This is a genomic window from Acetobacter sp. ESL1128 (assembly GCF_058505085.1).
This window is the reverse complement of the sequence record NZ_CP196369.1, coordinates 2,706,949-2,720,312: the sequence shown is the minus strand read 5'-3', so window position 1 is coordinate 2,720,312 and position 13,364 is coordinate 2,706,949. Positions and strand designations below refer to the sequence as shown.

The window sequence follows — 13,364 nt, the reverse complement described above, 5'->3', positions numbered from 1 at the left end:
AAGAAGATCATGACCATGCGTTTTGTGCGGAGCCTTTTGTGTTCCGCGGCTGTTGTCTCTTTTGCCATTCCGGCCGTGCAGGCGGCGGATACACTAAGCCAGCCCGTTGGCGTGGCATTGCAGCAGGCCCAGAGCGCTCTTGCTGCGCATAACTACGCCAAGGCCATGGATGCTGTGAACGAGGCAGATGCGGTCGCGGGTAAAAGCGCATATGAGGACTACACTATTGCGCAAATGCGGGCTGCTGTGGCTTCGCAGGCGGGTAATGTGGCTCAGGCAACCGCCGCGTATGAAAAATTGATCGCCTCCCCCCGTACACCGCGTAACCTGAAAAACCAGATGCTGATGTCCGAAGGGAGCATGGCGTATAACGCCAAGGATTACCCCAGGGCTGCTGCGGCTATCCAGCGTTACCTCAAGGAAGCGGGCCCCAACCCGGCAATGGAAACATTGCTGGCACAGTCTTATTATCTGCAAAAAGACTATGCCAATACACTTAGTGTTCTAACGCCAATTGTGTCCAGAACGGTCAAGGCCGGGCAGAAGCCCGTGGAATCGCAGTTGCAGATGCTTGCAGCAAGTGCCACGGCGCTTAAGGATTCCACGACAGCGACACACGCCTACGTTCTGCTGGCAACCTATTACCCCAAAAAGGAATACTGGGCGCTGCTGCTGCACGAACTGGTCGTGAATACAAAAATCCCGGCCTCCCTGCAGCTGGATGTGTACCGTATTCGTCTGGCGGTAGGGGATATTTCCACCGCACGTGATTTTATGGAAATGACCGAAATTGCCATGCAGGGCCATATGCCCCAGCTTGCGTTGGACCTGATGAATCAGGGATACCAGCAGGGTGTTCTGGGCCAAGGTGCAGAAGCGCCCCGGCAGGCACGCCTGAAGGCAATGGTGGAAAAAACTGTTGCTGCCAAAAAGGAATCCATCGAAGCGGATGAAAAAGCCGCCCTTGCCCAGACATCGGGCAATGAACTGCTGAATGTGGGGTATAATTACGTCACGTTCGGGCAGGCCGCCAAAGGGCTGGCACTGATGCAGCAGGCCATAACCAAAGGGGTAACAGACCCCAATATTGCCCGCTTGCACCTTGGCCTTGCCCAGATGCAGGCAGGCAACAAGGCTGAAGCCATACAGACCCTCAAGAGCGTTGCCGGGGATAATGGTGCCTATGACATTGCCCAGCTCTGGGTGCTCCGGCTGGGGCAGGCACCTGCCAAGCACTAAATGCGGGCAAGGTAGAGTTTGTAAAAAAGGCCGCTCTTGAGCGGCCTTTTTTATTGGATCGGGTCTGGTCTGGTCTGGTCTGGCTTACCCTGCTTTTGGGGTGCCAGACTGCGCAGCAGGCTGTTGTGCTGTGCTGGGGGGAGTGGAGGTTGCCTGCCAGCCGCCGCCCATTGCGCGGTAAATGGTGACAAGGTTCTGGTATTTTGCAACCGCAACCGTAATCTGGGACTGTTGGGCCTGTAGGTAGTAGCGCTGTGAATCCAGTGTGGTCAGGTAGGAATCTGTCCCGGTTTCATAACGCAGTTTTGCCAGACGGTAGGCATCGCCCGAGGCCGAAACCAGACTATCCATCTGCTTTTTTTCGTCCAGGTAGGCTTTGCGGGCGGCAAGGGCATCGGCCACTTCGCGGAATGCGCTTTGCACCGTTTTTTCGTAAGCGGCAATTTTGCCGTTACGGGTTGCCTTGGCCACCTTGAGGTTGCCGCTGTTCATGCCCCATGTCCAAAGTGGAATCTGGAGGCTGGGGTTCAGGCCCCATGTGGTGGCTGCCGCCGTAAACAGCTTGTGGAACTGCAAGCTGGAAACACCATCCGTTGCTGTGAGCGTCAGACGGGGGAAGAACGCGGCGCGTGCTGCCCCAATGCTGGCCTGAGAGGCCAGAAGGTCATGTTCTGCCGCTGTAATATCGGGTCTGCGGGTCAGCAGGTCCGATGGCAGGCCAGCGGGCAGGTCCGCCAGAATGGACTGTTTGCCCAAAGGCAGGGGGGCTGGCAGGTTTTGCGGGATGGGCGCGCCAATCAGCAGGGTTATCAGGTTTTCGTCCTGTTCCACTTTGCGGCGTGCATCGGTGAGCAGGGTCGCACTTTGCTGTACCTGTGTTTCCAACTGCCGCACGGTCAGCAGGTTTTCTTCACCGTGGGCGTATTTGTCCTGTGTCAGCTTCAGGCTGTTCTGCTGGCTGGCCAGCGTGCTTGCCGCCAGTGCTTGCGTGTCCCGGTCGCCCAGCCATGTAATATAGGCCATGGCCACCTGCGAGACGACGCTGATAGCCATGCCGCGCATGTTTTCCTGCTGGGACAGGGCACGTTCGGCGGCTTCCTTGGTCAGGGAGCGGATACGCCCGAACAGGTCAATCTCGTAGGAGGAAAAACCAATCCCGCCGGAATAGTAGCGGAACGGGTTGCGGGCCATGCCGCCGCCTGTTTTGTCGGTATCCAGCCCTGGTGCAAAGCTAAGCCCTGCCGCATCGGATGGTGCCTGATACATAGGCCCGCCCGTGGCGGAAATGGTGGGGAACAGGCCCGCATGCTGCACGTCATATTCGCCCTGTGCCGTGGCGATATTGGAGGCAGATGTGCGCAGGTCCCGGTTTTCACGCAGGGCAATGGTGATCAGGGCTTGCAGGCGCGGGTCTACAAAGAACTCGCGCCAGCCAATATCGGCTGCCACTTTGGGTAACAGCTTATCCCCGGTCTGGGCATAGTCTGGCCATGTTGTGGCCAGCGGAGGCGTGGGCCGCGTGTATTTGGGGATCATGGTACACGCGGAGAGTGCCTGTGTTGTTGCAACGGCCATGACAACCGCACGGAGCCGCAGGGAGCGACGGAAAAAGGACTGAGGAGCCATATCTTATTCGTTCCCTGTTGCGGTCTGGACGGGGGTGGTGGCCTGTTTACGTTCGCTGATGCGTTTGACCTTAAACACACGCAACACCAGAACAAAAAAGACCGGCACAAAGTAAACGGCCAGAAGTGTTGCAGTGGCCATGCCCCCAACCACTGCGGTACCAATGGCCTCGCGGGATGCGGAGCCAGCCCCGGCAGCAAGGGCAAGTGGGAACACACCCACAACAAAGGCGATTGAGGTCATGAGAATGGGGCGCAGGCGTTCGCGCGATGCGGTAATAACCGCGTCCTCCAGAGATTCCCCACGCTCAAAGGCCGCTTTGGCAAACTCCACAATAAGAATGGCGTTTTTAACAGCCAGACCAACGGTGGTCAGCAGCCCGACCTGAAAATACACGTCGTTGTTCATGTCCCGCCACAAGGTGGCGGCAATGGAGCCAAGAATACCCAGAGGAATAACCAGCATGACCGCAAACGGAATGGCCCAGCTTTCGTAAAGTGCGGCAAGGCACAACAGAATAACCAGACTGGCGAGTGCATAGAGCGGGCCGGTGGAGGAGCCGGAGGAAATTTCCTCAAACGAGAGGCCGGTCCATTCGTAGCCTATGCCTTCCGGCAGTTTTTTCAGAATATCCTTGATAGCATCAAGGGAATCACCCGAACTGTAACCGGCTGCGGGCTGGCCCAGAATTTCAAAGGCGTTAAAGCCGTTGTAATCCTCAACCTTTTGCGGGCCGGTCAGCCAGTATCCGCGAATAAAGGTATCCAGCGGGGCCAGCGTGTTGGTGTTGGTGCGGATGTACCATTTGTTCAGGTCCTGCGGCAGCATGCGAGAATCCATGTCGCCTTGAATATAAACCTGTTTTACGCGGTCATTGCGGGTGAACTGGTTAACGTAGATCGACCCCAGCGCCCCTTCGATTGTTGTGTTGATGTCATCAATCGTAATGCCCAGCGCGTTGGCCTTTTCGCGGTCAATGTCCAGATGATACTGTGATGCGTCTTCCATACCGTTGGGGCGCACCGCAAGCAGGCGGTGGTCCTTGCTGGCAAGGCCGAGCACCATGTTACGCGCCGCCAGTAGCTTTTGGTGGCCAAGGTGCCCACGGTCTTCCAGTTCAAGGTCAAACCCTGTGGCGTTGCCCAGTTCGAGCACGGCAGGCGGGTTGATGGCAAAGATCTGGGCGCGCGGGTCAAACCAGTAATGCATCATGATCCGCTTTGCGATGGCGGCTGATGTCTGGCTTGCAAGGGGACGGTTTTTCCAGTCTGTCAGGCGGATAAAGAATGCACCCGAGTTCTGGCCCTGCCCGGCAAAGTTAAACCCGCTGATGGCGTAAACGGATTCCACAAGCCCGCTCTCCGACTTCAGGATATAATCCGTAATCTCGCGGTTGAGCTGTGTGGTCTGCTCCATGGGTGTATTGGGGGGCAGTGTAACCTGCCCGAAAATAAGCCCCTGATCCTCGTCCGGCAAAAAGCCGCTGGGCAGGCGGGTAAACAGATAGCCCGCCAGCGCGCTGATCAGCAGGAAGCAGGTAATGGACAGCGCGGTGGAGGAAATAAGCTTGCGCACCCCCTTGAGGTAACCATTGGTCAGGCGCTCAAAGTTGCGGTTGAACCAGCCGGCAGGGCCGGTTGTTTTAACATGCGTGCCGGGTTTGAGCATGGTGGCGCACAAAGCGGGCGTAAGCACCATGGCCACCAGCACGGATAACCACATGGCAGAGACAATGGTAATGGAAAACTGCCGGTAAATAACCCCGACCGAGCCGGAAAAGGCCGCCATGGGCAAGAACACGGCGGTCAGCACCAGCACAATGCCGATCAGCGCGCCTGAAATTTCGTCCATGGAAACGCGGGCCGCTTCGATGGGGGAGAGTTTTTTCTCCGACATCACGCGTTCCACGTTTTCCACCACCACAATGGCGTCATCCACCAGCAGGCCTACGGCCAGCACCATGGCCAACATGGTGAGCGTGTTGATGGAAAAACCAAAGATGTTGAGCAGGCCAAAAGTGCCCAGCAGCACAACCGGCACGGCAATGGTGGGGATAAGCGTTGCGCGGAAGTTCTGCAAAAACACCAGCATGACCAGAAAGACCAGTCCGATGGCTTCAAGCAGGGTGATGATCACTTCCTCGATGGAGAGGGTGATGAAGGGTTCCGTATCCAGCGGGTAAACGGTTTTCAGGCCCGGCGGGAAGAACTTTTCCAGTTCGTCAATCTTGGCGCGGACTGCCGCTTCGGTCGAAATCTGGTTGGCGCCGGGGGCGAGCTTGAGCGCCATGCCCGATGCCGGGTGATTGTTGTAGTAAGAGGATGTGTTGTAGGTCTGCGGACCCAGTTCCACCCGCGCCACATCCTTGATGCGGACCTGCGAGCCATCGGGCTGGACCCGGAGCAGGATTTTCTCAAACTCGCCAGCCGATGTCAGGCGGGTCGGGCCAATGATCGTGGCATCCAGACGGATGTCCTTGCGGGCAGGCAGGCCACCGAGCTCACCCGATGAAACCTGAATGTTCTGGGTCTGGATAGCGGTTTCAACATCCCGCACGGTCAGGCCGTAGTTGAACAGCTTGTTGGGGTCCAGCCAGATGCGCATGGCATATTCGGACCCGAAGAGCGTGTGGTCACCAACGCCGGTTACGCGGCTGAGCGGGTCAGAAATGTTGGAGGCCACATAATCGGCAATGTCCGAGCCGGTCATGGAATTGTTGGTGGAAATAAAGGCCAGCACCAGCATGAAGTTCTTGACGGCCTTGGTAATGCTCAGCCCCTGGGCGGTCACTTCCTGTGGCAGTTTGGGCTGGGCAAGCTGGAGCTTGTTCTGCACCTGCACCTGAGCAATGTCGGGGTTGGTGCCCTGCTCAAAGGTGAGGTCAATTTCCATCTGCCCCGAAGCGTAGGACTGGGCAGAGATGTATTCCAGATGATCCAGCCCGAACATCTGCTGGAGGATGGGGCGCACGACCGTATCGTTCACCGTATCGGCGGAGGCGCCGGGGTAGGTTACGGTAATGGCGATCTGGGGCGGGGCAATGCTGGGGTACTGGGCAACAGGCAGCCGCAGGATGGACAGGCCGCCAAACAGCATGATGATCAGGCTGATCACCCACGCAAAAATGGGTCGGTTGATAAAGAACCGCGAAAGCGACATGGATTTACTGCCCTTTTTGTGCAGGCTGTGCCGCAGCACCGGGTGCGGTGTCGGTCTTGGGCTTGCTTTCCTGCACCGAGACCTTGGCTCCGGGGGTTATTTTTTGCGTGCCGCTGACCACCACGCGCTCACCGGCCTTGAGCCCGTCTGTCACCAGCCAGTTGGTGCCTATGGCCATGCCGATCTGGATCTGGCGCAGGGCCACGGTGTTGTCGGGCTGCACAATCCATACCTGTGGGTCGCCGTGGGTGTTGCGGCTGACGGCTTCCTGGGGGACCAGCAGGGCGTTGGGGTCAATCCCCTCGTCAAGCTGGGCGTGGACATACATGCCCGGCAGCAGCAGCTTTTGCGGGTTGGGCATGATCGCACGCACGATAACGGTGGAGGTTGTTGTATCCACGTTCACTTCGGCCAGCGCCATGTGGCCCTTGAACTCGTAGGGTGAGCCGTCTTCGAGTGTCAGAACCACGGGGACCTCGCCATTGGCCTGACGTTTGATACGGCCTTCCGCCAGTTCACGCTTGAGGCGCAAAAGGGTAATGGCGGGCAGGTTAACGTCCACATAAATGGGGTCCAGCCGGGTGATAATGGCTGTGTTGGAGGTCTGCTCGGCAGTAACAAGCGCGCCCACCGTAATCAGTGTGCGGCCGATCCGCCCGGAGATCGGGGCATACATCTTGGTGTAACCAAGGTTGACCTGAGCACTTTCCACCTGCCCCTGAGCGCTCTGTATCTGGCCCTGCGCCTGTTTTTCGGCGGCTACGGCGTCATCATAATCCTGCTGGCTTACGGCGTGCTCACGTACCAGCTTCTTGTAGCGGCGGACCTTGGCCTTGGCTGTGCCATCCAGCGCCATGGCCTGAGCCAGCTGGCCACGGGCGGTGTCGTACACGGCTTTGTAGCGGGCGGGGTCAATCTGGTAGAGCTGCTGGCCAGCGACAACGTCCGAGCCTTCAATAAACAGGCGTTTGAGCACAACGCCCGTGACCTGAGGGCGGACCTGGGCAATTTCAAACGCATCCGTACGGCCGGGCAGGCTGGTATGCACACTTACGGGCTGGGGTTGCATGGTTACAACGCCCACCGCCTGCGGTGGCACCTGCGGTGCGCTCTGCTGGCGTTTACAGCCTTCCAGCGCAAGCAGGGCAACCGTGCAGAGCAGGACCGGACGAAGAGAAAAAGTGTGTGTTGTCACTTTGGTGTGGCCCTGTGTGTTGAAAGGTTTTCCGCACATTTCAGGCTTGGTCAGGCAGTGCAGGAGCCGGGAAATAAGCCATTTCCTGCCCTGATGGGAGCTTGAGCCGCAGGCCGCTTTGTGGAGAAAACAGAGTGGACAAATGAAGGTGAAAAAACAGTACTAAGTGTTACCTTTAACGTGCAAGCTAAAAGTGCAACCCTACCAAGTCAAGAGCAGATCAAACCAAAAACACAAGCTTTATTGCGGGTGTCAGGCTGTGCGGCCGTTGCTTTCGTCCAGCCGTGTGTCCCGATGGACCCATGTTGAAAGCAGAAGCCCAAACCCCAGCATAACATTCAGCATGGCCGATCCACCGTAGGAAACCAGCGGCAGAGGCACCCCCCCAACCGGAATTGCCCCCATGACCATGGAGAGGTTGACCAGACAGTAAAAGAAAAAGTTCATGCTGATGCCAAGCGCAATCAGCCGGCCAAAACGGTTGCGGCAGCGTATGGCCATGATCATGCCGCCCATAATCAGCAGCACCAGCAGGGCAATGACGGTGGCCGCACCGATAAAGCCCCATTCTTCGGCAATCATGGTGAAAATGAAGTCTGTCTGCTTTTCGGGCAGAAAGTTCAGTTGCCCCTGCGAGCCGTGCAGGTAACCCTGCCCCCACATGCCCCCTGACCCAAGGGCAATCTTGGACTGGATAATGTTGTAGCCTGCTCCAAGCGGGTCATTTTCGGGGTGGAGGAAGGTGGTAATGCGCGCCTTCTGGTAATCATGCAGGTGCCCATAGGCAAACTGCACAAGGGAGGGCAGTGGCAGAACAAGCAGAATAATCTGCCAGAGCCGCATGCCAGCCGTAAAAAACAGGGATGCGCCAATACCCCCGATAATGACCGCCGTGCCCAGATTGGGTTCCTTGAGCACCAGCCCAACTGGTACCAGCACCATAAAGGCAGGCGGAATAAGCCAGAGCGGGTTGCCCATGCGGGCATAATCCATGCGCGAAAACCATGTGGCCAGCACCGCCACAAGGGCGATCTTGGCAAATTCGGACGGCTGAACCTGAAGCCCCCCGATCATGAGCCAGCGTTCGGCCCCTTTGCCAACATGGCCCATGTGCAGGACCGCCGCCAGCAGCACGAGCGAGAGCGCATACATCCCCCATGATGCCCGCATGAGCAGGCGGGGGGGCAGCATGGCAATGGTCACCATCAGCACAAGGCCCACGGCAAAACGTGCGGCCTGCGGGGCTGCAAACGGGTAAGGCACACCGCCTGCGGCAGAGTAGAGGGTAACGTAGCCAACACCGGCCAGTGCACAGATCAGCAGAACATAAAGCCAGCTTATCCGCCACAGCTTGGCCATCAGGCGGAAGCTGGGCTCGGCCCGCAACAGGCGTTTGTGGAATCGGATGGGGTTATTCAAAGCTGTCATCCACAGCGGCCACGCTTTCTGGCGGGGGTGTGGTGTGGTTGGAAGGGTCACGCAGGAGCGTGTCGCGCATGATGTTGCGCGCCAGTGGTGCGGCGGCGTCTGCCCCTGCGTTGCCGTGCTCAATCACGACCGATACGGCGTAGCGGGGTGCATCATACGGGGCAAAGCAGATGAACAGCGCGTGGGGCCGGTATTCCCACGGCAGGTTGGCGGAGTTGAAATGCCCGCTCTCACGCAATGCGCGGGAGACGTGGCGCACCTGGGCCGAACCCGTTTTACCCGCCATGGTAATACCCGGCAGGTCAAGCTGGGCCTTGGGGGCCGTGCCGTGGGGCTCGTTTACCACGGCAAACATGCCTGCCCGCAGGGCTTCCAGATATTTTTCGGGCATGTTCAGGCTGGGCCAGTGCTCGGGGCTGGCCATCGGGCTGATCTCGCCATTAATGGCGCGCATCAGGTGGGGCTGCACGGCCCGGCCGGTGGCCATGCGGGCGGTGTAGGTGGCCAGTTGCAGGGGAGTAACCTGTATGAACCCCTGCCCGATCCCGCTGACAATGGTATCCCCCCCATTCCAGTGGTGGTGGTGGGCCTGACGCCATGCGGGGGTGGGGATGAGGCCCGTGCGGGTATGGGGGAGTTCAATATCCAGCGGTACGCCAAGGCCCATGCGGTGTGCGGTTTCGGCAATACGGTCCATGCCAATCCGGCGGGCAATTTCGTAAAAATAGACGTCGCAGGAGTATTTGAGCGCCAGATGCAGGTCAACCGACCCATGCCCCCAGCGTGACCAGCAGTGGAAGCGCGTGCCCCCTACGTCCAGATGACCGGGGCAGAAAACCCGATCGGTGGGGGAGATCAGCCCCGATTCCAGTGCGGCCATGGCTACAGCGGGTTTGAAGGTGGAACCCGGTGGGTAAACGCCCGCCACAGCCTTGTTAATAAGTGGAGTGTGCTGGTTGTTGGTCCATTCAATCCACTGCGCGTGGCTGACACCGCTATCAAACAGGGATGGATCGAACGAGGGCGTGCTGACCATGGCCAACACCTCGCCATTATGGCAGTCCAGCACCACGGCGGAGGCGGTCTGGTCCCCTATGTGGTTGAGTACCCTTTGTTGCAGTCCGCGGTCTATGGTCAGGGAAATTTCTTCCCCCGGCACGCCTTCTTCGCGGTTCAGCTCGGAAATTACGCGGCCAATGGCGTTAACCTCCATTTCCACCGAACCTGCGGTGCCGCGCAGTTTCTCGTCCTGATTCTGTTCTATGCCCGCGCGGCCAACCCGCATGCCCGGTAGGGCCAGCAGGGTGGAATGTGCCACGTCGTTCTCGTTAGGGGGGGCAACATAGCCGATAATATGGGCCAGCAGTTCCCCTTCGGGGTACACGCGGCGTGTGCCCACATCTATCAGCACACCCGGCAGAGAGGGCGCGTTGAGCTCGATCCGCGCCATTTCATCCCAGGAGAGGAAGTCCCGCAGCATCACGGGCACAAACCGGCGCTGGTGGCGCATCTCGCGCGCAATGCGGTTGCGGTCACGCTCATCAAGCGGGATCAGGGTGGAAAAGCGCTCTATGGTGCCGGCAACGTCAGTTGTTTCCTCCGGCATCAGGAGTGCGCGCCAGTTTTCCTTGTTGTTGGCAAGGGCAATGCCGTAGCGGTCCACAATGCGTCCGCGCGGTGGGGCCAGCAGGCGCTTGCTTACGCGGTTGTTGGCCGCCATGCGGGCATAGTGGTCACCATCATTGATCTGGATATGGTACAGGCGGCGCGCCAGCTCGCCCATGGCCCCGGCCTGTACCGCCATACACAGCAGGGCGCGGCGGGTAAATACGCCGCGTGCCGGGTCCTTCTGATCCCGGATCGGCATCAAGCGGCGGTTCTCGCGTTTACGCCGCTTTAGCCACATGGGAGCACCTCCCATGCGGTCATGGCGTGTCCTTCTCGTCCAGAATATGCAGGAACCACGAGAAAGTGGCGGAAAGCAACGGATAGACCCCTATGCAGAGCAAGGCTTCAAAAAAGGCGGGTGCGGGATCAAGCAGATGGAGCCGGAACAGGCAGGCCAGCGCCCACTGCAATGCCGCTGCAGCCGCTCCTACCAGTCCAAACAGGCACCACACCACTAAAAAATTCATCCGCATGAGACCAAAACGGGCATAACTGCCAATGCCATGCACCAGTAATAGAATAAAGGCGCTCACCCCCAGCGGTGTAAACCCCACAAGGTCCATAAAAAGCCCAAGCAGGAACACGGCCAGCGAGGGCATGCCGGAGGGCCGCCACACGGACCAGAAAAAAATCGTGTTGATAACAATGGCCGGGAGCAACTCAGCCGCTCCGGGAACAGTCAGGGGGGCCGAGAAAAAAATAATGACCAGCGCCGTAAAAACGGACGGCAGAAGATGCCGCGCCGTACGGTCGAGTCGCTGGCGGGATGTCAGCTGGGTTTCGGTATCATGTTCCCAGCGGGGCTGGTGGGGGTCAGACATGCCGTTATCCCTCCTGCCCCGGACCAAGCAGGGTTTTAAATGGCAGCGTAAGGGCGCGGTGCGGGCGGGTTAGTGGCACATGGCCGGGGGCTTCGGGCGGTTCTATCTCGGATTGCCCGAAGTCAAACACGCGCAGCATGGTCAGCCTGTCCAGCCGGGCAAAAGGCTGCACCACGGGCTGGCCGGGGTGCAGGTAATGCACGCTGCCAATGGGAATGCCAGAGGGAAAAGCCCCAGCCTGATCGGAGGTTACAACCCGCTCACCCTCTATGGGGCGGGTATCCTGCGAATAATAGAGCAGGCGGGGCAGGGGGGAGTTGTCTCCCACCATAATGGCTGCGGCATGGCTGGATTCCAGCTCCACCGGCAGGCGGCTGGCAATGTCGGTAATCAGCAGGATGCGTGCGGCATGCGCGCCAACTTCTGTAACCCGCCCGGCCAGTCCGCTGGAGGCCAGTGCTATGTTGCCAACCTGTACGCCACTGGTTGTCCCTGCCACCAGCAGTACGGCGCGGGCGTAAATCCCTCCGCTGTCGGCCACTACCCGGCCGGTTACAAATGCGGGTGTGGGTTCGGGCACCCAGTGCAGTTCGGTTTTGAGGGTATCATTCTCCCGTGCGAGGGAGACGGCAACTTCGTACCAGCGCCGCAGGTTGGTGTTTTCAGCGCTCAGGCGGTGGTTTTCTTCCGCCAGATTACGGGCTTCCTGTATCCCGTGCACAAAGCGTTCGCTGTCGGTCTGGGTGCGTGAGAGCAGGCTCCACAGGGGGGCCAGCACGTCGGCCACACGCATGCGTGCCTTGTCTGCCAAAGGGCGGTCGGCCTGCCCGGCAATAATGATCCCGACAGACATGAGCAGCAGAACTGGCAGAACCAGTTTGCTCAATGCCTGCCTTACCTGAATGGAAACCGGGACCATGGAAAACCGGATGCCCTTATATCTGACGGCATAAAGAACCAGATTCAGCCACGCACCGCAAAGTGGCCGGGGTGGCTGAACCGGGGCGTTAGTACATGGTGGTCAGCACATTGCGCAGACGCTTCATTTCTTCCAGTGCACGGCCCGTACCCAGCGCCACGCAGGAAAGGGCGTCTTCTGCCACGGTGACCGGCAGCCCGGTTGCCAGACGCAGCACATCGGCCATGCGGTACAGCAATGCGCCGCCACCGGTCAGGACAATGCCCTTGTCCACAATATCTGCCGCCAGTTCGGGCGGGGTGTTTTCCAGCGCGGTCTTGACCGCATCCACAATCTGGCTGATCGGCTCCATCAGGCTTTCGGCAATCTGGGCCTGAGAGACCTGAACCTCGCGCGGGACACCGTTGATCAGGTCCCGGCCCTTTACGTCCAGCCAAGGGCCGCTGTCGTCCGGGTCATCGGGGGGGAGGGCCGCACCAAGGTTGATTTTAATCCGCTCTGCCGAGCTTTCACCGATCAGCAGGTTATAGGCCCGGCGGATGTAGGAGATAATGGCTTCATCCATTTTATCCCCGCCAACGCGGACCGAGCGGGCATAGACAATGCCGCCAAGGGATATAACGGCCACTTCCGTAGTGCCACCGCCAATATCCACAATCATGCTGCCAGAAGGCTCGGTTACGGGCAGGCCCGCACCAATGGCGGCGGCCATGGGTTCCTCAATCAGGAAGACCCGGCGTGCGCCGGCGCTTTCGGCACTTTCCTGAATGGCGCGGCGCTCAACGGCTGTGGAGCCGGAGGGCACGCATACAATAATCTGCGGGCTGGCAAAGGCCCGGCGGTTATGCACCTTGCGAATGAAATGTTTGATCATTTCTTCCGCAACATCAAAGTCGGCAATCACCCCGTCGCGCATGGGGCGGATGGCGGCAATGTTGCCCGGCGTGCGCCCGACCATCTGCTTGGCTTCTTCCCCCACAGCCAGAAGCTGCTTTTTGCCACGTATGTCTGCAATCGCCACGACCGAGGGTTCGTTCAGTACAATGCCACGCCCTTTGACATACACAAGGGTATTGGCAGTACCGAGATCAATGGCCATGTCCGCAGACATAAGACCGAGCAGACGAGAGAACATCCAGGACTCCTGGTTGAGGCGGCACTACGCGACTGTGCGGAAGGGGCAGGCAAACAAAAGGGACCCCAACGGTCGCTTTGGTCAATATATTTGCACGGATTAACGGGGCATAGCGAGGCAGACAAGCCCTCAGTTCATAAACTTCCGCATAATTTTCTTATGCGGCGGGGTATC

At 59.0% G+C, this 13,364-nt stretch carries 9 protein-coding genes; 1 reads left to right on the top strand and 8 read right to left on the bottom strand.

All coding sequences use genetic code 11. The annotated features are described in order from the left end of the window. Positions 1 to 9 precede the first annotated feature (9 nt). Positions 10 to 1,239, top strand: a complete 1,230-nt coding sequence (locus ACSYTG_RS12640; RefSeq protein WP_415437177.1) for a tetratricopeptide repeat protein — start codon at positions 10 to 12, stop codon at positions 1,237 to 1,239. Between the two features lie 84 nt (positions 1,240 to 1,323). Here ACSYTG_RS12640 and ACSYTG_RS12635 read toward each other — a convergent pair whose 3' ends face one another. The 8 genes from ACSYTG_RS12635 to ACSYTG_RS12600 all read right to left on the bottom strand — a co-directional run bounded on the left by ACSYTG_RS12635 (position 1,324) and on the right by ACSYTG_RS12600 (position 13,190). Beyond that, positions 1,324 to 2,814 carry an efflux transporter outer membrane subunit gene (locus ACSYTG_RS12635; RefSeq protein ID WP_489783519.1) on the bottom strand — a complete coding sequence of 497 codons (1,491 nt, stop codon included), beginning with the start codon at positions 2,812 to 2,814 and terminating at the stop codon, positions 1,324 to 1,326. Positions 2,815 to 2,868: 54 nt separating this feature from the next. Continuing rightward, a complete protein-coding gene (locus ACSYTG_RS12630; protein WP_086646978.1) occupies positions 2,869 to 6,024 on the bottom strand; it encodes an efflux RND transporter permease subunit in 3,156 nt (1,051 codons plus the stop codon). A 4-nt stretch (positions 6,025 to 6,028) separates the two neighbouring features. Continuing rightward, positions 6,029 to 7,219 carry an efflux RND transporter periplasmic adaptor subunit gene (locus ACSYTG_RS12625; protein WP_233129175.1) on the bottom strand — a complete coding sequence of 397 codons (1,191 nt, stop codon included), beginning with the start codon at positions 7,217 to 7,219 and terminating at the stop codon, positions 6,029 to 6,031. 252 nt (positions 7,220 to 7,471) lie between these two features. Then, on the bottom strand, positions 7,472 to 8,626 hold the full coding sequence (rodA, locus tag ACSYTG_RS12620) for a rod shape-determining protein RodA (RefSeq protein ID WP_086646976.1): 1,155 nt from the start codon (positions 8,624 to 8,626) through the stop codon (positions 7,472 to 7,474). 4 nt (positions 8,627 to 8,630) lie between these two features. Then, positions 8,631 to 10,553 carry a penicillin-binding protein 2 gene (gene mrdA / locus ACSYTG_RS12615; protein ID WP_489783517.1) on the bottom strand — a complete coding sequence of 641 codons (1,923 nt, stop codon included), beginning with the start codon at positions 10,551 to 10,553 and terminating at the stop codon, positions 8,631 to 8,633. Positions 10,554 to 10,572: 19 nt separating this feature from the next. Further along, entirely contained in the window at positions 10,573 to 11,136 is a 564-nt protein-coding gene (locus tag ACSYTG_RS12610; RefSeq protein WP_086646971.1) for a rod shape-determining protein MreD, read from the bottom strand. A 4-nt stretch (positions 11,137 to 11,140) separates the two neighbouring features. Then, positions 11,141 to 12,055 (bottom strand): rod shape-determining protein MreC, encoded by a 915-nt coding sequence (mreC, locus tag ACSYTG_RS12605; protein WP_489783397.1) that lies wholly within the window; start codon positions 12,053 to 12,055, stop codon positions 11,141 to 11,143. 88 nt (positions 12,056 to 12,143) lie between these two features. Beyond that, the gene (locus ACSYTG_RS12600; RefSeq protein ID WP_086646969.1) at positions 12,144 to 13,190 is read right to left on the bottom strand and encodes a rod shape-determining protein; all 1,047 of its coding nucleotides are present in this window, start codon (positions 13,188 to 13,190) and stop codon (positions 12,144 to 12,146) included. Positions 13,191 to 13,364 lie beyond the last annotated feature (174 nt).